This window comes from Sinomicrobium pectinilyticum (assembly GCF_003725735.1).
Classification (GTDB): domain Bacteria; phylum Bacteroidota; class Bacteroidia; order Flavobacteriales; family Flavobacteriaceae; genus Sinomicrobium; species Sinomicrobium pectinilyticum.
In genome coordinates this window covers 1-21,498 of the sequence record NZ_RJTM01000120.1, presented here as the reverse complement: position 1 = coordinate 21,498, position 21,498 = coordinate 1, and the positions used below count along the sequence as shown (strand labels likewise).

The 21,498-nt window shown below is 46.3% G+C and carries 11 protein-coding genes; 4 read left to right on the top strand and 7 right to left on the bottom strand.

All coding sequences use genetic code 11. From position 1 onward, the window contains the following. Nucleotides 1-53: 53 nt before the first annotated feature. From ED312_RS17975 to ED312_RS17960, 4 genes are read right to left on the bottom strand one after another with little or no spacing between them, the layout of a single operon-like run. Nucleotides 54-1,481: a purine-cytosine permease family protein gene (locus ED312_RS17975; protein ID WP_123217415.1), complete on the bottom strand. Its 1,428-nt coding sequence runs from the start codon at nucleotides 1,479-1,481 to the stop codon at nucleotides 54-56. Between the two features lie 31 nt (nucleotides 1,482-1,512). Then, nucleotides 1,513-2,916, bottom strand: coding sequence for an FGGY-family carbohydrate kinase (locus ED312_RS17970; RefSeq protein WP_123217414.1), 1,404 nt, complete (start codon nucleotides 2,914-2,916; stop codon nucleotides 1,513-1,515). 53 nt (nucleotides 2,917-2,969) lie between these two features. Then, the gene (locus ED312_RS17965; RefSeq protein ID WP_123217413.1) at nucleotides 2,970-4,244 is read right to left on the bottom strand and encodes a TIM barrel protein; all 1,275 of its coding nucleotides are present in this window, start codon (nucleotides 4,242-4,244) and stop codon (nucleotides 2,970-2,972) included. Between the two features lie 42 nt (nucleotides 4,245-4,286). Continuing rightward, nucleotides 4,287-6,395, bottom strand: a complete 2,109-nt coding sequence (locus tag ED312_RS17960; RefSeq protein WP_123217412.1) for a bifunctional aldolase/short-chain dehydrogenase — start codon at nucleotides 6,393-6,395, stop codon at nucleotides 4,287-4,289. A gap of 280 nt (nucleotides 6,396-6,675) precedes the next feature. On the opposite strand from ED312_RS17960, the gene ED312_RS17955 reads away from it, so the two are divergent. Together ED312_RS17955 and ED312_RS17950 are read left to right on the top strand one after the other, a co-directional pair. Next, complete coding sequence (locus ED312_RS17955; RefSeq protein WP_123217411.1) at nucleotides 6,676-7,731, top strand: GntR family transcriptional regulator; 1,056 nt, start codon at nucleotides 6,676-6,678, stop codon at nucleotides 7,729-7,731. Between the two features lie 41 nt (nucleotides 7,732-7,772). Continuing rightward, nucleotides 7,773-8,690 (top strand): DUF6807 family protein, encoded by a 918-nt coding sequence (locus ED312_RS17950; protein ID WP_123217469.1) that lies wholly within the window; start codon nucleotides 7,773-7,775, stop codon nucleotides 8,688-8,690. Between the two features lie 20 nt (nucleotides 8,691-8,710). Here the strand turns inward: ED312_RS17950 and ED312_RS17945 are convergent, their stop codons facing one another. From ED312_RS17945 to ED312_RS17935, 3 genes are all read right to left on the bottom strand, one after another. Next, entirely contained in the window at nucleotides 8,711-10,900 is a 2,190-nt protein-coding gene (locus ED312_RS17945; protein ID WP_240643136.1) for an RNA methyltransferase, read from the bottom strand. A gap of 101 nt (nucleotides 10,901-11,001) precedes the next feature. Further along, a complete protein-coding gene (locus ED312_RS17940) occupies nucleotides 11,002-12,075 on the bottom strand; it encodes a glycoside hydrolase family protein (RefSeq protein WP_123217410.1) in 1,074 nt (357 codons plus the stop codon). Between the two features lie 68 nt (nucleotides 12,076-12,143). Next, a complete protein-coding gene (locus ED312_RS17935) occupies nucleotides 12,144-15,836 on the bottom strand; it encodes a DUF4450 domain-containing protein (RefSeq protein WP_123217409.1) in 3,693 nt (1,230 codons plus the stop codon). A 273-nt stretch (nucleotides 15,837-16,109) separates the two neighbouring features. On the opposite strand from ED312_RS17935, the gene ED312_RS17930 reads away from it, so the two are divergent. Both ED312_RS17930 and ED312_RS17925 read left to right on the top strand, forming a co-directional pair. Beyond that, a complete protein-coding gene (locus tag ED312_RS17930) occupies nucleotides 16,110-19,340 on the top strand; it encodes a SusC/RagA family TonB-linked outer membrane protein (protein WP_123217408.1) in 3,231 nt (1,076 codons plus the stop codon). Nucleotides 19,341-19,358: 18 nt separating this feature from the next. Then, on the top strand, nucleotides 19,359-21,428 hold the full coding sequence (locus ED312_RS17925) for a RagB/SusD family nutrient uptake outer membrane protein (protein ID WP_123217407.1): 2,070 nt from the start codon (nucleotides 19,359-19,361) through the stop codon (nucleotides 21,426-21,428). Nucleotides 21,429-21,498: the final 70 nt, after the last annotated feature.

Below are 21,498 nucleotides of genomic sequence, written 5' to 3'. Positions count from 1 at the left end.
CCGCAAAAGGAAAACCGACAGGGTTTTTCATACCAATTAACTAATTCAATCTATTAACTTACTACTACTTTCTTCTGAAAATACCTGCTGAACACCAGGAACAGCACCCCACAACAAACCCATGTGGGAAGGGTTACGAAAGACAGGAACACATTAAATTGCAGGGAGATAAAATAAAATACCGCAAAACTGATGATCCAGGCCAGAAACACCGCAATGTTGAACCGGGTCCCGGTCTTTTCTGCATAAAACTTCCGCACACCGCAGCGGTCGGCAAAAAAATGTTCGAAAACGATAATCGCCCCGAAAGGTGCCAGAATAAATCCGTACAGCGCTACAAAATCCAGTAATTTCATAGCTATGGCTGGGAAAAGCCCGGCAAATGTAGCTATTCCCCCGGCCAGCAGGGTCACTTTGAATGTCGACGCTTTGGGCATCACAGCCTGGAATGCCAGTCCTGCCCTGTAGATAGTGGGATTGGCTGTAGTCCATCCGGCCAGTATTACTGCTATAATCCCGAATATCCCAATGGTATTGTATGCAAGTGGTCCCGGAGCCACGGAAGGCGCCTGCCCATTGGCCAGAATAGACTCTACTTCGGGAGAACGCAGGTACACCGCATAGATCAGTGCTGCTGCGATCCAGGCCATGTAATGTCCTACATACATACCGGCCGCACTGGTCCATCCCACCGAAGCTTTTTTGGCGTATCGAAATACACTGAGATCCGACATCCCTATATGCATGGCTGCGTTGGCAAACCACGACCATAACATCACATGCCAGAATGTATATTTTACCTGCCCGGGAAAAGGCTCGCCACCTTCACCCCATACATTCCAGAAATCCGAAAAATTCGACACTCCAAGTTGACCCAAAGCTACAATACCACATGCAAGAAATGCCAGTACAATAACCGGGGACATCCAGTTTGCCGCTTTGGATACCATTTCATAACCCCGTGCTGCAATGATGGAAATCACCAGTCCTATGGCTATCACTATAACGATCCAGGTTATACCGTTTGGCATCGTGTCCGTCAGCCGCGGCATTTCCATATTAAAAGGAATGCCCACTGCAGTCGCAGATATGGTAATCATGGACCCGGCCAGAAAACAGAACAATACGCCATTGGCAAGGTTATACCCAGTAACCAGGCGCTTTCCGCAGATTTTCTCCAGCTGATAATATAACGTCCACCGGTATTTGACTGCAATTTCCGCGGTAAGGAACCGCCAGCTCAGAACAGCCAGGAAATTTCCCAGTAATAACCCGATGATCAGGTCAAAGGCACTTACACCCGTAGTCAGGAACAGGGGCCCGATAACAAATTCTGTTCCTGCCGCATGCTCGCCGGCATACATCCCCAGAAAACTCTTCCAGCCTTTCCACCGCGATTCGGGGACTGCTTCCCTTTCGTATTCTCCCCCGGCGGAAGAAGTCAGTTCGAGTATTTGCTCTTCTGTATGCGTCTGTTCCATAATTCAAAATTAAAAGTTGAACGGGCACTATTTAGACCGCATCTCTTTCCGGAGAGAGTAGTAAAGGTGCCAGTTTTTCCATTTTATAGGTCCTCTTCAAAAATTTGGGTCCGGGTTTTTCTTCGGAAATGACCATTGCCGCACCGAGAGCCGATCCTAATGAATTCCGGGTGGTCCTCACCTTGAATTCCCGGAAATGATAAGACATTAACTTTACGAAAACATCGTTGTCCGTAAAGCCGCCATCTATAAATATTTTGTTTATATCGGTATTACCGATCGCTCTCCGCGAGGTTTCCACCTGCAATTCCATGAGTTCTATCATCAACTGGTGAAAGGCTTCTTCAAAAGTTGAAAAAGGGGCCAGGTCCGTTTCGTTCAGCTTTTTTCTCCGGAGCCTTATACCTTCGAACTTAAAATGTATGGATGGCGTGGAAATGAGTTTCAGGTATAATCTCCTGTTGAACTTTATTTTCCGGTGGTATCCGTAAGCTTTACCGTAATGTTCTCCAAGCTTTTTTACCTGTATGCGATATTCGTTTCCCATAAAAAAACGGGTCGCTTTGACTCTTTTCCCTGTGGTACGCATATAGTTCAGACAATTGTTCTCCACATCTTCCCGGGAGAGCCCTTCCTCATTAAAAGGATTCAGGGAAATACTCCAGGTTCCGGTAGACACCAGTAAAAACGGTTTCTTTTCACTCAGGATATAGGGCAAAAGCGCAGCCGAACTGTCGTGTATCCCCACCCCGATCTTGATCTTTTTCCGCTTGTAAGTCATGCTCAAACTGGTCCCGGAAGGTACAATCGGAGGAAGCTTCTTGTCTATTTCTTCTTTATATACCCAGCTGTGGTAATCGTTGGCTTCATAGTTCCAGAGCCCGGTATGGCAGCCTATACTGGTATAATCACTAAGGGGAATGCCCGTAAACAGATAAGACAGGTATTGCGGAAAATGAAGAGAGTACTTGATCTTTTCAAAGATTTCCGGTTTGGTCTTCTTTATCCAGTACAGTTGCATTCCGGAATTCAGCATTCCCGCCTGTGGAGAAGCTGTTTCGATGGCAAATGACAGTTCATCGCCATATGTATCATAAAATTCCTTTGTGATTTCTTCCGGTACCGGTTTGGTATAATTATAAAGCGGTGTAAGTACATTCCCTTTTTCATCCACATGTACAAAGCTGGCACCGTAGCTGGAAAAATTGATGGCGGTTACCTTGTATTCCTCCGCATGGAGAATACGGTCCAGCAGGCCCTTCAGCCATTGTTGCAACTGTTGCAGGTTTTCCGAGGGATAACCGTCTTCGTCCTCTGTTTCATCCAGCATGGTATATTCCCTGTATACTTCTTTGAAATCAGTGTCGAACAGGAAAAATTTCTTATTGGTCTTACCGATATCAAAAACGGCGGTCACCTCAGTTTTGGCATTCATCGGTTAAAGTTGTTTAATTTGGTTGGCAGGGGAGTTTCCCTATGATTTGTTTTTTACAGTCCTGTTGCTCTCACTCTCATGCCTCTTTCTTCAATCAGTCGTTTTCTTATTTTCAGTTCCCGGTAGGCTTGTAGCGGATACATGGCCCCTCCCGAACGAAGACGGGCTTCCCGGAGTAACGGCCTTACATCGGTACGGTAGGCATCCTGTAAAATTTCCTGACACCGCACTACATCACTGCCCTGTTGAGCTTCAAGCAGGGCCTCGCGGTCTACCAGTAAAGCCTGGGCATAAGCAATCAATATGGCTTCGAGTGATTGTATGAGGTCTTCCAGCGGATCCTTTATATTATGACTGGCATCGATCATCCAGGCCAGGGACGGGTTTTGGGGATTATTTTCCATTCCGTAGACCAGTTCGTTAAAAATGAGGAAAAGGTTATATGGTTTCACCGATCCCACCGTAAGATCGTCATCCCCGTATTTGCTGTCATTGAAGTGGAATCCCCCGAGTTTACCCTGCGACATCAGGGTAGCCACAATCTGTTCTATATTGGTATTGGGCAGGTGATGCCCCAGGTCCACAAGTGTAAATGCCTTTTCCCCGCAGGCGTTTGCCAGCATAAACGAGGTACCCCAATCCTGGATTACAGTACTGTAAAAATTGGGTTCATACGGCTTGTATTCGATTAATAATTTCCAGTCTTCCGGTAACTCCCTGTAGATCTTCTTCAAACTATCCTCTGCATGCTTAAGCACGGTTTGAAAATTGTATTGACCAGGAAAATTGGCCCCGTCTGCCAACCATACGGTCAGGCTTCCGGAACCCAGCTGTTCCCCGATGCGTATTACCTCAATATTATGTTCAACAGCCTGTTCCCTGGCTGCCTGGTGTACGCTGCTCAGGGAACCATATCTGTAACTCTCTGCCGCCCCTTCCTGGTCCTGAAAGGTATTGGAATTCATAGCGTCGAATGTAATACCCAGGGAATCCGCCAGTTCTTTTACGGCTTGCACATCTTTCGGGATATCCCAAGGAATGTGAAGGGACACCGCACCCGCGGTCTTTGTAAGCTGATGTATTACCCCGATATCTTCTATCTTTTGTTCCAGGGAACCGGGCTCTCCGCCATAGGAGAAACGCCCGAACCGGGTTCCACCGGCACCAAGAGCCCAACTCGGCAGTGCCACCTGGAAGTCCGAAAGCCTGTTTACCACTCTCTCTATAAGAGATTCTGAATAAACGGTCTTCAATCCTTCCAGGCAACGCTTATGTGTATCCGTACCGGGGTTGTTCAACTCCCTTATTTCCTGCTGGTCTATTCTCATCCTCTGTTGTATTCCTGTCTTGTCAAATTGATGTTATCTTTTTTATCGTACAAAAGCGTTGGCCATACCACCATCTACATTAATGGTATTCCCGGTACTTTTGTCAAGTATTCCCAACAGGGCATATACGCCCTTGGCAATATCTTCCGGGCGGATGATCTCATTCAGGAGATTCCTTTTGGCATAATGTGCGGGAAGTTCCTCCACAGTTATACCGTAAGCCTTGGCTCTCCCTTCGGCCCATTCGCCTTCCCATATCTTGCTTCCTACGATCACACCATCCGGATTTACGGTATTCACCCGTATTTTATCTTCTCCCAGTTCGGCTGCGAGAAGACGCGACATATGTTGCTGGGCTGCTTTGGCCGTACCATAGCCCACATTGTTCGGGCCGGCTACGAGGCCATTCTTGCTGGCTATACTTATAATATCTCCGCCAAGACCTTGTTTTTTCATAATATCCACCCCGGCCTTTGCCAGCAGGAACTGTCCTTTTACCAATACGTTTTGCAACAGCTCCCAGTCCTCTTCTGAAGTGTCAGGAAGGGATTTGGAAATGGCCAGTCCTGCGGAATGGACTACTATGTCCACACCCCCGAAATCCACACATGCCTTCCGGAATGCCGCTTCCACCGATACTGCTTTGGTAACGTCACAGACCGTAGAGGAAACTTCATCTTTTTTATAGGTCTCTTCGGCTTCTTTCAAAAGATTTTCATCCAGGTCCGTAAGTACCACATTGGCACCCTCCGCGACCAGTTTATCTGCTATGGCCTTACCTATGCCTCCGGTGGCTCCGGTAACTACGGCAACCTTTCTGGAGAGGGTTTTCTCCGCAGGCATACGTTGCAATTTTGCCTCTTCCAGTAACCAGTACTCTATGTCAAAAGCTTCCTGGCGTGGCAGGGATGTATATTCGCTTATGGCCTCCGCCCCGCGCATAACGTTAATAGCATTGATATAAAATTCCGATGCCACACGTGCGGTTTGCTTGTTTTTAGCAAAAGTGAACATGCCCACCCCGGGCCAGAGGATCACTACCGGATTGGCATCGCGGATCGCCGGGCTGTTTTCCCGCTTACAGCCCTCGTAATATTCCCTGTATTCTTTCCTGTACTGTTCAAATGCCGGTTTCAGTTTTTCAAGTATTTCTGTCCGATCGGTCAGGTCTGTACCAGCATCCAGGTGCAAAAGCAACGGTTGTATCTTTGTCCGGAGAAAATGATCGGGACAGGAGGTTCCCAACGGAGCCAGTCTTTCCAGATCATTACTGTTTATAAACTGCAAGACCCTGTCAGCATCCGTAAAATGTCCTATCATTCTTTTTTCTGAGGAACAAAGGCCTCTTAACAACGGCGCTATTGTCGCTGCCTGGTCTTTTCTTTTCTGCGGATCGAGGCTTTTCACTTTTTCCCCGCCGAAAACACTACCATTGGATTTTACCCGCTCTTCTATATATGCGGACGCCTGTTCAATAACTTCCAGGCTGTTTATATAACATTCATAAGCAGTATCTCCCCAGGTGAACAACCCGTGGCTCCCGAGTATAATTCCCCTTATGCCCGGATTATCTGCAAGGCATTTTTCTATCTGCAATCCCAGATCAAAGCCCGGGCGCTGCCACGGTACCCAGCCCATAGAGTCTCCCCAGATTTCCCTGGTTATTTGCTCACCGTCCTTTGCCGCCGCAACGGCTATCAGGGCATCGGGGTGGAGGTGATCTATGTGCTTAAAAGGCAAAAGGCCATGCAATGGCGTATCTATAGAAGGAGCCTTACTGTTCAGGTCATATATGCAATGATTGAACAAGGCTACCATTTCATCTTCATGCTCCAATCCCCTGTATACTTTTTTCAACGCACGTAACTTGTCTACGTAAAGTCCTGCCAGTCCACTTCTGGTGAGGCTTCCTATATCTCCTCCGGAACCTTTGATCCACATAATCTCCGTATTTTCTCCGGTGAGGGGATCTTTTTCTATGGTACGGCAACTCGTATTTCCACCACCGTAATTGGTAATCCGGAGGTCCGCGCCGAGAAGGTTAGACCGGTAAAGCAGCAGATCCACTTCATTACCTTCCATAGCGGCGGCCTTTTCTTCATCCCACAGATAGTCCACGTATTTGAAATTTTTCTTTTCCAGTATTTTCATCGATTTACATTTTTAGTTCTCAAGGCATCCCCTGACCTTTGTCCCGGCCGGCAGGTAATACCTTTTTTCACGGATTAAGATTCTCTATTCAAGCATGGACGAAAATATAAGTTATACGCAAAACAACTATCCTGTGGTGTGCTGCTCACAAGTGGTTAATTATTAGATATTCATGATATAGTGTAGGATATACACCAAAATTATTTAATTTTACCTTTTAGAAAAAATTTATGTGCTAATTTACCAAAACCTCCATATATTAACACTAAAAATACCAACTATGAATATTGCACCAGCCATTGCAGATATTAGCATAAATGAGGATTCGAGAGTGCCGAAATACAAACAGATCGTAGATTCTATAATAGAAGGCATTGCAAGGGGAGATTTGAAAATAGGACAGAAGATACCTTCTATCAACGAACTGAGTGAAGAATGCTACCTCTCGAGAGATACCGTGGAAAAGGCCTATCGCCTTTTAAAGGAAAAAAAGATCATTGTTTCCGTAAAAGGCAAGGGGTACTATACGGCACGTACGGACCTTATTTCCAAGATCAACATTTTCTTTATGGTTAACAAGCTCAGCTCCTATAAAATGCGGATATACAACTCTTTTGTAGACCGCATAGGGGTTAACGGGCATGTCAATCTTTTTATTTATCACTGCGAAGAGACGCTTTTTGTAAAAACCCTTGAGAAAAATATCGGGGCTTATGATTATTATGTCATTATGCCTCATTTTAAAAACGAGAAAATGATGCATATCAGCAATACCGAAGAGGTGCTGAAAGCCATAGAAAAAATTCCAAAAGACAAATTGCTATTGATGGATAACTGCAAACCTTCCATTTCGGGGAAATACGCGGCCATCTACCAGGATTTTGAAAATGACATCTATCACGCTTTGACAGCGGGACTGGAAAAACTTCTCCGTTATGACAAGCTTATCCTCGTATACCCGCAAAAGTCCGTGTACCCTTATCCATTGCGTATCCTCCACGGTTTCCGTAAATTCTGTGTGGAACATTCTTTCGATTTTGAGATACTGAATGAGATTTACGACGATATGGGCTTGCAATCTCGTGATGCCTATATAATTATAGAAGAAAACGATCTGGTCAACCTGGTAAAACAGGTACGGGAACAACACCTCGTATTGGGAGAAGATATCGGTATTATTTCATATAACGATACTCCTCTTAAAGAACTCCTGGGCATTACCGTGATCAGTACAGATTTCAAAGTAATGGGAGAAACTGCCGCAGATATGCTTCTTAACAACCGTAAGGAACAGATTAAAAACGTTTTTCATTTTCTGGACAGAAATTCGGTGTAATGCAATATCGGTGTATCTTTACGGAACAGGATTCATTGCCCATGAGAAATTTAAAAAGTACTTTTTTATATTTTCTGCTTTTCCTTTTTTGCATATGCAGCTACGCACAGCAATTGCATTTTAAAGAAGAACGTGATAAAATAACCCTTTATGAAGGAGGTTCTCCACGCTTTTCGTACCAAAAGGGGACCAAATCGAAAAACGGTAAATTTCCCCGGGCCAATTACATTCATCCGCTTTACGATACCCGGGGAGATATTCTTACCGAAGACTTCCCGGAGGATCACCTGCATCACCGTGGCGTTTTCTGGACCTGGCACCAGCTTTTTGTCAAAGGAAAAAGGGTAAGTGACCCCTGGCTGTGTGAAGGGATCCGGTGGAAAGTAGATTCGGCCCGAACCGAAGTCCGTAAAAATTCCGGAATATTACATACTGTTGTTTACTGGGTTACCGATTCGGAAGAAGCCGTTATCCGCGAAGAGGCCAGTATTTCCTATACACCGAAAGAAGGTTACTATCTCATGGATTTTGACATTTCCCTGACCGCCCTGACGGATGGTGTAGAAATAGGAGGTTCGGAAGACGATAAGGGATACGGAGGATTTTCTGCCAGGATCAAATCATCTGACGGAATAACCTTTTTCTCCGCGCAAGGCGAAGTTACTCCCGAAAACACCCCGGTAAAAACCGGCGGATGGGTACACGCTATTCCGGATTACGACACAGGGCAAAAAGAACAAACCGGGATTGTCCTGTTCTGCGATCCTGAAAACCTGCCTTCGTTTCAGGGCTGGATACTCAGAAAAAACCAAAGTATGCAAAATGCCGCTTTTCCGGGCAGAAAACCGATTTCCATTCCCCGGGAAAAACCCCTGAAATTCCGGAACCGGCTTGTTGTTCATCAGGGAAAACTGACCATTGCGAAAATTCAGGGCATTTATCGTGACTTTATCCGGTAGTTCTCCGGAAAAATACTTTACTAGGGCATTCTGGCCAGCCCTTCCCACCGTACATCCCATGTACCGTCTTTCGGAAAACCGGGATTCTCACCTTCACTACCGTCCCAACCGGCACACATCATAGCCACCGCGGTCAGTATTCCTCCATTACCGGGAAGGTACAACCGCAGACGTTTATCCTGGTAATTATGTCCGTTAGGCAGGTAAGTATTGGTAGGTATATCCATAAACAAGGCATCCACCGCCTTTTCCGGCAGGCCAAGTCTTGCTGCTGTCATGGCTGTCATCGGAAAATCCCAGCCCCAGGTATCTTCCCACACCCAGTCTTTCCAAATAAGATCGAATGTGTTCCGCATGATTTCCTTATCCAGCCCGGATGTTTCGGGTAACATGCCATAGGTCCCGAATACGGACGGATGATCTGTCTTATATTTCGGATTAGTATAAGAATCCGTGGCACTTTCGGTGGCGAGGTAAACGCCGTCCTGCACCGGAAGCGGGGAAAGCTTCCGAAGGACATCATCCCATTGGGCGCTTCGTTCTTCCCCGAGACGTTCTTTCCATTCTTGCGCCGTTTCCAGCCCCCAACGCCAGTACGCCAGTTCGTATGTGGGATTAAATGTTTCTTCCGCTTTAAAACGTTCCTGTGCCGGAATCACCACAGGCCCCAGCATATATCGCTTTTTGTCCTTATCATAATGTGCGAACGACGCCATAAAATCTGCCGTAGCATAGACCAGTTCCTTATATTTCTCCAGGGTTTTCTTGTCCGGGTCAGCGCGGTAGAGCAATTCGGCAAAGGTAATATAATGCGGTTGTTGCCAGATAAGTACCGATCCTATGGAAGACGGGCATTCATTACCGTATATATCGGTCATTTTCTGCCAGCGGACTCCTTCAAATCCTTGTCTTTCGGCAATTTTCCCTGCTTTCCGGGATACTTTGGTATACCAGTCCATACTCTTCTCCAGCAATTCCGGCCGGCCCCATAACGGGAAATGTACACCGTGCCACCAGTGCATTTCCAGATGCGGCTTCCCGAACCAACTGTTATGGGTAAGCCCCGTTTCCTGTGGCGGGGCGTTTCCTGCACATTGTATCCTGGTAAGGTACTGGGAAAGCACTACCCGCCTTTCCAGTTCCGCCGCCCTGGGGTCCGTACATTCCGAAAAATCTATTGCTCCCCCCGAATTCCAGAAAGACTCCCATCCATCGGTACTCGCGGATTGTACCTCTGCGAAAGAAGGCAGGGAAACTTCTTTATTCCCCTGGGAAGCAAACAAACAGGTCATACTGAAAGTGTCTGAGCCTTTATCGGGAGTCACCACAAAATAGTGCGGTTCTTTCTGCTCTGCCATTCCCTTTTCCTTCCATTGCATCTTAACGGCATAGGACATCGTATCCAGCGTATGGATAATTTCCGCCCTGTCCGCTTCCGAAACAGCCAGTTCCGTTTTGTGCCTTCCGGTATTTTGCCGGTTTACACCAACATCTGTCCATTCTCCCGTAGGATAGGGAAAACGAAGCCGGATCTTCAGGCGGCCTTCTTTTATAAGTGCGGATGTCACCTCTACCCCTATAATATCTTCTTCCGGGTGTGCATCGGTCCGGACTTCAACCTTTTCCCCTTCCACAGTAAATGAACTTCGTATTTCCCCTGCCCATAAGTCGAGCTCCTGGCGGATATCTTTTACATCTTCCACGGCGATCATGCTTCCGTCCTCTTTATAAATCTCAAAACCCAGGTTGCCGAGTTGCAGACGGTGGGGGTTTTTACGGAACCAGTTGGCAGCATCCCTGTTCCTTCCGGGTTCGGAAGACCTTTGTACGGCATACGTTACCTTCCGTCCGTACTGGTCATATGCTTTCAGGCTTTCTTCAAATTTATAGCCCGTCGTATCTTTAAAACTGTCCCATCCCCATTCGGATTGCGTCCCGAGAGGAATGCCATTCTGATAGGTTTCGGGAAAAGTTTGTAAACCCGTAATATCTGTGGTAAAGGCGAATTTTCCGTTTCCGACAGAGAGTGATGCCAGTGTATCGGCCTCTTCTACTACTACATTATGTCTTTGTACCAATGCTTTGCGGTCTATCTGCCCCTGTGTCTCCTCTTTTTCTTCTTTTACGCCGGAACAACCTGTCCCTGCCAGTATCAACAAGGCAAGAATGATCTTTTTATGTATTTCCGGATTTAACAGTGTATAATTCATTTTTATGATTGGGTTTTAGCGGTTATTTTCATCACTCCGAGGTGCAATATGTTGGCTATTGCCTATCCTCCCCCGACAATTGCGACTACAACATCTCTTTTCTACACTATTTTAAACACAAAAGATGTCGAAGTTCCGTATTTTCCTCCTTGTCCCGCCGTAAAAAGATAGGAAGGTTTACCATCTGTAAACAATACCTGCGGCCTTTCCAGACGTCCATACCGTTTTAAGTACCCGGGAGGCGGGGGTTCGTTTACGTAATTTTTGAGAGGATGATATCCGATGGAAGGTTCTCCCCAATGTATTCCATCCGTCGATTCCAGATAAAGCCCTACATCATCACTAAAAACTCCCATATCCCTGGCCAGCATCCGGAACCGGTCTTTTTCGAGCCAGATAAAAGCATCCTCGAACTGGGCGTTTCTTCCCCTGCCGGAAAAATCCACTATCGGGTTTCCTTCGTATTTCACATAAGGCCCCTGCAAATCTTTTGCTACGGCCAACCCGTATTTCCGGTTACCCCTCACGCTTTTCCCGACTGCCTCCTCATACTCCAAGGTATTCCACGATTTATAAAACAGCCAGTATTCCCCGTTGGGGTGTTTTACAAAAGAAGGGTTCGTTGTACAATGATCGTCCCACGCTCCCTCTTTACCTGTTTCCAACAAGGGGCTGTCCGGGCGTTGCCAGGGGCCGTACAATGAAGAAGAGGTAGCAAGGCCTATACGTTTGGTATTGGTTTTCCCATTGGAATTTCCCATGAAAAACAGGCAGTATTTCCCATCTATATACCGGATATGCGGATTGTGACAGGTAGTCGCATCCCAATAGTCTCCGTCACGCGGAGCCAGTACCACACTAACAAAACGGAATGGCGCTTCCGGATGATCGGCTACGGCATGACATATTTCCGATCCCCTTATCCATCCGCTCATCGATTTTTCTGCGGCCCACCTGGAGAAAAACACGTGAATTTTACCATCCGGTCCCTCTATAGGACTATTACACCAAACATAATATCCTTCCATCTGCAGTCTCCTGCCTACAGGTACCAGTCTTTCCGCAAATCCAAAGTTTCCCTCTTTTGCCGGATTACCTGTGGAAAATCCCGTTCCCGGGATCAGGAGGCCGGCAGAAAAAAGGGATATACTTTGTAAAAAATCTTTTCGGTCCACACTTTAAAGTTTTATGTGAATGTATAAAGGCTTTATTGCCAATAAACATTCCCGGTATTCATAATTTATCATTCCAGATCACGGAGAAGCGTTACGCTCATCAGGCCGATAACCACATCATTGGCTACAGATCTCAACTTTATGGTTTTTAACTCCTTTTCCGGGTTAAGCGGTAAATCCAGAATAGTAGCCGCACCTCCTTCCACACCAAAATCGGTAAACCCTTTTATCGGGGTGTATGCCGTGAATTCCCGGGAAATGTCCCCGCTTTTCAAATAAACACGGGGTGGTCTCGTTCCTCCTGTAGTAAAGGCATATCCATCAGTGAAATAGTCCTGTTCTATCGGCCACCAGTTTTCCGGGTTTTTGAGTGCCAGTTCTTCTTTGGTCCCGTCTCCGTATTCCACGGTGACCACTCCGTTAATTATCCTGCTCTGCATGGGGTTGGTAGACCCGGCCATGACCATATACAAATGCGAAGCTTTACCGTATAAAGGAATTGCTATTTCTTCCGGATAATTGTCCCACATGGAGGTAAAGGCTACATTATCTTTTTCCTTCTCTCCGGGAGTCATAAAGGGAATTCCATACGGTGTCTCCACATGGTTGTCTTTCCCTGCTTTTTTACACCAGCCGGAATCGTCAATATCTGTTTCCACTTTCGGATAGCACCAGTTCCCTATACCGTGAACGGGCAATTGCAAGGTAGGTGACACCGGCCGGGGAGACAGGTATTCGTTTCTGAAAATGTCAGTGACACTGCTGTTAAAAAAAGACGAGATATCCAGGGTTTCCCATTGGGAACCGGTCGGGGCCTTGACATCCCAGTCCCGGAAATTCGTATTTAAGACCTCTTCCCCATCCGACCTCAACACCAATACATTACTACCCGTAATAAGATTTCCTGCCGGGACCTTTACAGGCGCTTCAGAGTTGGCGGGTAAAGTAATATCTGTCGCATATTCTTTTATCCCGGGATTAACCACCAGTTTACCCGCGAGCTCTTCCGGGGTATTGTTGCGCAAGGCGATCTCTTTTCTTTCTTTTTTTACAGTATCTCCTTTAACCAAACGGACAACCTCTACTTTAGGCCGTACCGAAAGATCCAAAGGCTGCCACCAACTGAACTGTCCCTGGTTTAATCGTAAAAAAACCGATTTTTCCCCGGGTTTATCCTTTATTTGTGTCATCAGTTTTCCTCCGGAAAATGATGGGTTTTCCAGTATCTTTTGAGGATCGTAGATTTTTTGTATTCCGGCAGGGCGGAAATCCATCTGGATTTGCTCTCCTATGGAGACGTACGGCCGTACGTCTCTATCCGGGTAGGTCTTTTCCAGGTCATTGCCTTGCCATTCCACCACTACATCGTATCCGGATTGTTCCGGGACGGTTATTTCTATTACCGGGGCACCCACAGCCTGTTCGTCTGTTGTCCAAATAATTTCCTGTCCATTCACGGTTACCGACTTTATCGCGTCCCTCCGTACCCTTAATCTTAACTTCAGGTACATTTCCGTCTTAAGCCTTGGGATGATAGTATATTCTTCCCGGTTTCCGGTTTTTTTATAGTCAAGCGCAATATCCGGGATTTCAAGGGATGCATGATCCCAATCTGTCGGGAACCCCGGGGTAATGGTCAATGTATCGTTTACGGCATCGGGCTGTATCCCGAAAAGACCTTCTACCAGTGTCCGGCCGGTCATTCCGACAGGGTCAGCAAAATCGCGATACAACTCTCCTCTCATGGCATCGTAAAAAGATAATTGGTGAAATCCGCCGGGACTGGCTCCGAGGTACATGCTTTCCACAAGCGCACTCTGCCACAGATGAAAAGCTTCCTCCTGTCTGTTTCCCTGCCAGTAGGCCAGGGCGGTATGTAATACTTCCGCCAGGGCCACATTGTTTACCGACCATGTATAAGGTTGCCAATTGGTAGTGGACAACGTATACAGTCCCTGTTTGTCCAGTCCTTTTGCCCGTACGGGAATGTGTGGTATCTCCGTATCTGTGTACCGCAGCAACTGCCAGGCCCGGAAACCATCCGGTATCCCGGCCTCCATAGCGTGGTAAACCGTCCATAATCCCGGATAAGGATGCAACAGTTTATTGCCCATCCGGTCTTTGTATTCTGCATAACGTCCGTCTTCCGGCATCCATAATTGTTCATTGACCGAACGATATATGTGTTGTGCTTCTCTTTTGTACGGGAGAGGATCTTTCCCGATCTTTTCGGCCAGTTGTGCCATTATCTTATTGGCACGATAGTTATATGCGGAAGAATGGGTAACCCCTCCGCTGTTATACTGAAGGGCATCACTGGCCCATATGGAGGCATAGGCATCATAAAGCCCGTCCCCGTCCGGATCGAAATTACGCTTTTCCCAGGCGAGATGCCTCTCCAGGACCGGCCACATTTCTCTGAGGAAATCCATATCTCCGGTCCACCGGAAATGGCCGAGTAACTGATCGATAAAAACCAGGTTCATATCGTAATGATGTGCTTTGGTATTATTATCGGGATTCCGGCTTATATATCCGCTGCTGAACAGGGACGTACCTATTTCTTCTTTTTGTCTTGCCAGGTTGAGCAGCGTATCTGCCACCACCGGCCCTGTGGCCGGTTCGGTAACCTGTGAATTCGCATAACTGCCGAAATGTAATCCGGCCCTGTCATGCCAGCCCAGTGGGTCGGCCACATATGCTCCCCGCCAGCCGTTGAGCGGCATCCGCCATGCTACTGCTCCATGGCGATAGGCGGGAGCCTCCCAGATAGCATCGGCGGCAAAGGCCAGGGCCCCTCCCAACGTATTGATATAAGGATCGGGAGTACGGACCTTAACCCGGTTTGCGAGTTGTTTCCGTGCTTCTTCGGCATGCAGAAATTGTTCCGAAGGGTTGTCCTGAAGTGAAAAATCATCTTTTCCCCCTCTTTTGAGCAGCCAGAACAGACTTTCCGATGTTTGTGCCTCCAGTTTGCCTGTAATTACGGGAAGGGAATCCCCTTCGGAAGCATTTATGGACAGGGGAGAGGACTGTTGTCCGGCATCTGCAAGATGCACCACAGATTTTTCCGGAAAAATCCCGAACACAGACTTATCGTTTTCCCGTTTTTTCTTATTATGAACAGAACCGTAACGGAGCATAAATGATTTTTCCCTGATGTCATAGGTGTTTCCTGTACAATATTCCGGTTTCAGGTAAAATACCGATTCCGGATCGGCTCCTATGTCTCCGTTACGTGAAAATTTCTTTCCGCTGGCACCACCATAAACCCAAAGAAGTTCGGTCCCTTCCGGGATCGCTTCCATATCTGCCTTGAGAACAAAACCTTCTTCATCTGCAAGCGCCAATATCCGGAGACGCAGGGCCCCTGCACCCAATAGTTTATCCTTTATCGTATACAGCATACTGCCGGGACGATAACGGGTGGCAACAGAATCGCAGTCAATGATCCACTTGCTGTCTTCTCCCCGGATAATTCCAAGCTTAAAATTTCCTCCCATCCCCGGCATGTACATGGCAAATTCCGGAAGGTCCCCGGCCTCTACCCGGAAGCCGGTATTGGTGCCATACAAGGCCCTGTTGAACCTTCGCCTTCCCTTATGTAAAACAAAATCATTTCCCTCGGGCAGGTAGTGGACTTCCCGCTCCTTATCGTGCCACCATGCAGTAGCCTGTGCCTCATTTGCCTGCGGTCCGGGACCGTCACAGGAGAGAAGGCTTAAAGCAAAAAGCATAACCAATAACCGGAAGGTATACATAAGGGCCTGTTTTTTGTTCGTTACGCAATTTCTTTCTTTTCTTTAAATACCGTATCCTGTACAGTCCTGTCCGGCAGGGAAAAAAAGTATCGTACACAGCTATAGCCTATAACATCCCAAAAATCTGATCGGGCAAAAAATGCCTGATTATTAGCTGCAATCGAGGTTTATTCCAGGCGGAAAAGTTAAATAAGTTGTGTCTCAGCATAGTACAGGATAGTTTTCTGTTTCATTGAAAATAGTTTTGATGTGTTAATAAAACCAAAACTATTTATGAAAAACCATATTCTAAAGCTCTTCTTTTCAGCTTTACTTCTGGCAGGTATATCTTTTGTCAGTGCCCAGGAGGTAAAGCATATAGAGGGTAATGTTATCGATGAAAACGGTGTGCCCTTACCTGGCGTAAACGTGCTGATAAAAGGAACTACAACAGGAACACAAACTGACTTTGACGGACATTACAGTCTTGAAGTTTCAGAAAACAACGTCATTGTTTTTTCTTATATAGGAACGAAAACGATTGAGTTGGTCGTTGGAGAAGCAGCAGATTTTAATATCCGGATGCAAGCAGACCATTCCGAACTCGATGAGGTAGTGGTCGTGGGCTATGGAGCGGTAAAAAAGTCTGATTTGACCGGGGCAATATCTTCTGTCTCCGCCGATGAATTAGCTTCTGTTCCGGCAATGAATGCCATACAGGCACTTCAGGGCAGAGCAGCTGGATTAAATATTGTAACCTCTAGTGGTGCTCCCGGGGCCGAAGCGAATATTACTATCCGCGGAGGGGCATCAATTACTCAGGATACCGAACCGCTTTATATCGTAGACGGTTTTCAGATGAGTAACGCACTCAATGTAATTAACCCGAATGATATTGAAAGTATCGAAGTATTAAAAGACGCCTCATCCACAGCTATTTACGGAGCCCGGGGGTCCAACGGTATTATTGTGATTACCACTAAATCCGGAGAAACAGGGAAAACAAAGGTTTCTTTTAACTCCTTTGCTTCGTTCGACAGGCTTTCCAAAGAGCTGGACATGATATCCGATGCCGAAAATTTTGTGAGGTATCAGTATGAAATGGCCCAGCTGCAAGGTAAAACGACGCAATGGAGTAATGTTTTTGATAACAGTCTGGGGACAGATACTCCCGGATTTTATACAGGTGCCTTTGGTCGTATTAACAATAGATATGCTTCTGCCAATGCCATAAACTGGCAGGACAGGATGCTGGGTGGATCGGCCTTAACCCAAAATCACAATGTTACTGTTACCACCGGCACTGAGAAAACGCAGGTTTTTCTGAGTTATAATTACAACGGGCAGGACGGTCTCCTGGCAAATCACAACGAGAAGAGAAATTCTTTTCGTGCCAAAATCAATTCGGAACTTTATAAGGGGATCCGACTGGATGTTAATACCATGTTTTCAAATATATCAACCGATGGAGGTGGTGCCTATTCCGGTATGAAAAAAATACTTCTCCAACCGATAAACGGAGGTACTTTATTTACAGAAGATCAATTGCTAAATACGCAGACTTATCCGGACTTTTCGGCGCTGGATTCTACCTACGATACGGAAAACCCGCTTATAGAGAATAACGCTTCTACCTCGAACAAGCGTTCCCGTACCTTTATAGTAAATGCAGGTGTAGAGTTTGATTTTCTCAAACATTTCACATGGCGTACATCCGGCCAATATACCTGGTCAAACAGTAAATCCACTTCCTTTTCGGATGAGAATTCCAGAGCATTCCTAACAGACCCTGTAAATACGGGGATTAACGGAAGTATTGGTAATTCCGAATCGTACCGGTACCAGATAACCAATACATTGAACTACAATCAAACCTTTGCTCAAAAGCATTATGTGAATGTGTTGTTAGGGCATGAGGTAAACTACAGTGAATCGGAAAATAACGAGATCGAGCTCAGGCAATTTCCGTATCCCAATTTCGGATTGGATGACATATCCAATGCAACGGTATCTGATAAAGAAACAGACCATTCACGCAACGGCCTGCTTTCTGTTTTCGGACGTGTAAACTACACCTATGACAATCGTTACCTGCTGACTGCAACCATAAGAGGAGATGGCTCTTCCAAATTTGCCAGAGGCAACAGATGGGGAATATTCCCTTCCGTATCGGGAGCATGGCGTATTTCGGAAGAAAATTTCTGGAAGAATGGCAATATAATGAACACGGTAAACAACTTAAAGTTACGTGTGGGGTACGGTATCACCGGTAATAACGGAATAGATGATAATCTATACCTTACCAATGTGTCACAAACAGATTACCCTATCAATAACACCATTGGTAATCCGGCTTATGTAACCAGCAATACCTTAGGCAATGAAAACCTGAAATGGGAAACACTAAAAGCTACTAACATCGGTATGGACATAAGTATGTTCAGGAGTCGTATAAAATTAACAACCGAGTGGTATAACAACAATGTCAGTGATATGCTTATGTCCAGCTTGGTTCCCGTTTCGACTGGATATACCAGACAATATCAGAATGTAGGGGCCATGCGTAACCGGGGATGGGAATTTACACTTAGTACCGTAAATATTGAATCTAAGGATTTTCGGTGGACAACCGATGTGAACGTGTCATTAAACAGGTCCAGGGTAATTTCCCTCGAGAAGGGCCTGGATCAGCGTACATTTAGTGTAGGTGGCAACAGAACAGGTTCCGTCACCTATTATGCTGTAATTGGCGAACAACTGGGAGATATGTATGGTTATGCGTATGACGGACTGTATACCACAGATGATTTCACAGAGAATGCCGACGGTACACTTACCTTAAGGGAAGGCGTCGTTAAACCCTATGGAGACGCTACCCCACGTCCCGGTGATATTAAATTCGCTGCGGATAACGAAGAAGGGGACCAATTTACCCGCGAATTGGTCAAAATAGGGAACGGTACTCCTGACTATATGGGGGGTATTAACAATACATTTACATACAAGGGCTTCGACCTGAACGTATTTATGAAATTCAGTGTAGGTAATGATATTTATAATGCAACCAAACATAGTTTGAGCCCGTATGCGCTTTACCAGAATGTCCCCGAAGAATTCGGGAATAATTATTATCGGGTTATAGACCCTTTAACGGGCAGGCAGGCAACTAGCCTGTCAAGATTGAGAGAATTAAATCCCGATGAAGCTTCGCGTACCTGGAGTTTAAATACGACCAACTCAAGCTATATTACCTATCCTTCTTCGTATTATGTAGAAGACGGGTCTTATCTGCGTATTGCACAGTTAACACTGGGATACACCTTACCTGCAAAGTGGGCGGAGAAAGCCTATATGTCTAACGCCCGTTTCTATGTTACGGTCAATAACCTGGCTACAATAACGGGTTATTCCGGTTATGACCCGGAAGTTGCGGCCGCAGAGGGTGTTACGGTTACCCCCGGATATGACAGTTCTACGTATCCGCGTTCCAGAAGCTTTGTTCTCGGTATTAATCTAACATTTTAATGTAAACTATTACAGACGATGAAAAAGATACTCAACATAAAAAAGAGGTTACCCGTATTATCGCTAATGATATTTGCCTTCGGCATCAGTTCTTGCGAAAAGGATTTTCTGGATATGCCTCCCTATAACTCTTCCGATACCAAATCGGTATTTTCCGACCTAGAAACAGCAGATATGTTTGTACAAGGTTGCTATCGCGGTCTGGTGCCTACCGAAATGTTTTATCAGCTGGGAGCAGGAGAAACGGTCATGCATTCCTGCGAGGACGGATCTACCAATAATTCCAAGTACAACATCTGTAACTATTATTATGATGCCACTTCTCCTTTTACCGTTACCACTATTTATGCGGAAATGTACTCTGCCATAGAATCTGCCAACATCGCCATCAGCAGGTTAAATGCCATGGAAGAGAGTGATAAACGCAATGCTTTGCTGGGAGAAGCAAAAGCGATCCGCGCTTTCTGCTATTACAACCTCATCCGCGTGTATGGTGATGTCCCCGCAGTGTGGATTCCGCTGGAGGAGATGAACCCTGATGATGAAAATACCTTTTACCCTTCACGCTCACCGCGGGATGAAATATACGATCATATTATCACCGATATACAGGAATCCATAGACGATATCCCCTGGTTATCGGAAAGCGGTTTTCCTACGAACGAACGCCTCACCAAACAAGGGGTCTATGCCCTGCTGGCCCGGATAGCACTCTATGCGGGAGGCTATTCCCTGCGTTGGGACCTCAATAACCCCTCCGCAGCTTCAATGGCACGTCGCAACGATAATGACCGCGTCCGGGAACTATACCAGATTGCCAGTGATGCCTGTGAAGAGATAATAGGCCGGGGCGCCAATCATTTGATACAGGACCAGGGCGGAATGAGCGGTTTTCAGTATTTATGGTATAACTTCTGTCAGCGCAATTTTACGAGTGTTGATCCCGAAATACTCTGGCATACCGCACAATACGGTCCCAATACCAACTCGAGTTTCGGGGTATACGCCCACCCCGGTTCCAGAGGTGGCACATATGGTTCGCGTAAGGCCATGCAATTTATGCTCCCTACCTACTACTTGTCTTTTGACGAAAACGATACCCGACGGGATGTCTCTTGTACTGCCTACAGTATTTATTTCCTGGATAACGGAAGTTCAAGTGATACCTGGGTAGACGTGGGGACTACGTATTCCTGTATCATGCCCGGTAAATTCCGCATTTCGTGGTGTGTAGAACCACAGGCAGCGAGCAGCCGGAACCTCAACATTCCCATTTTACGTTATTCCGATGTGCTGCTGATGTACGCAGAAGCACAGAATTACCTGAATGGAGGGCCTACGGGGGCAGCTATGGATGCCCTGAGAGCAGTAAGAGATCGTGCCGGTATAGGTGCCATGCCCATACCTTCCGGACAACAGGAGTTTGAAAAGGCTATAGTGCAGGAACGCAAATGGGAATTTGCAGGCGAATTTAATCTTCGTACCGACTTGATCCGGATGAATCGCTTGACCGAAGAATTGACCGAGGCCCAGAAGGCCATGAAGAACCTTTCTGACCGTACCGGTGAATATGCGGATGTTCCGGCGTACCGCTTGTATAAATACCATGAGGACGCACAAAGCTATGGCGATGAATTTCTGGCAGTAGATTATATAGATTTGACTGATGCAACTGAAATCGCAGCAGTGCGGGATGTACCTGCCGATGCGTCCGGTTATGATGATTTTCAGGAAATCCTGGCCGATATAGTAGCTGCTCACGGCATTTCTGTCGAAAGCGGGGATAAATGGTATCCTGTAAAAATGTTTGAGGCTTATACAAGTACTTTTAACGGTAATGCCCGTAAAGCAGTAGGGTTCCGGGGTGGCTTTAATACATTGCAAATCGGCGCCATTATTTACACGCAACCTACAGGTTCCGATGAAAACGGAGGTCAGTACCCCAACTGGATAGAGGCCCCGGGAGGTGGTGATGGCCTCTATTACGGTTTCCGGGAAAATCGCACCGAATTGCTCCCTTTTGCCGCCCAGTCTGCCGGTCACCCCATGATCGATAACCCTAATCTGACACAGCTCCCGGGTTATTAATAAAAAATATCACTAGTGTCCACTTGAAATAAACTGATTTTCAGTTGTTTATATTCATGTTCTTTGAAAT

Coding starts and splice junctions, on each gene's coding strand:
- ED312_RS17975 (WP_123217415.1), bottom strand. CDS start 1,481: ATGGAACAGACGCATACAGAAGAGCAAATACTCGAACTGACTTCTTCC.
- ED312_RS17970 (WP_123217414.1), bottom strand. CDS start 2,916: ATGAATGCCAAAACTGAGGTGACCGCCGTTTTTGATATCGGTAAGACC.
- ED312_RS17965 (WP_123217413.1), bottom strand. CDS start 4,244: ATGAGAATAGACCAGCAGGAAATAAGGGAGTTGAACAACCCCGGTACG.
- ED312_RS17960 (WP_123217412.1), bottom strand. CDS start 6,395: ATGAAAATACTGGAAAAGAAAAATTTCAAATACGTGGACTATCTGTGG.
- ED312_RS17955 (WP_123217411.1), top strand. CDS start 6,676: ATGAATATTGCACCAGCCATTGCAGATATTAGCATAAATGAGGATTCG.
- ED312_RS17950 (WP_123217469.1), top strand. CDS start 7,773: ATGAGAAATTTAAAAAGTACTTTTTTATATTTTCTGCTTTTCCTTTTT.
- ED312_RS17945 (WP_240643136.1), bottom strand. CDS start 10,900: ATGAATTATACACTGTTAAATCCGGAAATACATAAAAAGATCATTCTT.
- ED312_RS17935 (WP_123217409.1), bottom strand. CDS start 15,836: ATGTATACCTTCCGGTTATTGGTTATGCTTTTTGCTTTAAGCCTTCTC.
- ED312_RS17930 (WP_123217408.1), top strand. CDS start 16,110: ATGAAAAACCATATTCTAAAGCTCTTCTTTTCAGCTTTACTTCTGGCA.
- ED312_RS17925 (WP_123217407.1), top strand. CDS start 19,359: ATGAAAAAGATACTCAACATAAAAAAGAGGTTACCCGTATTATCGCTA.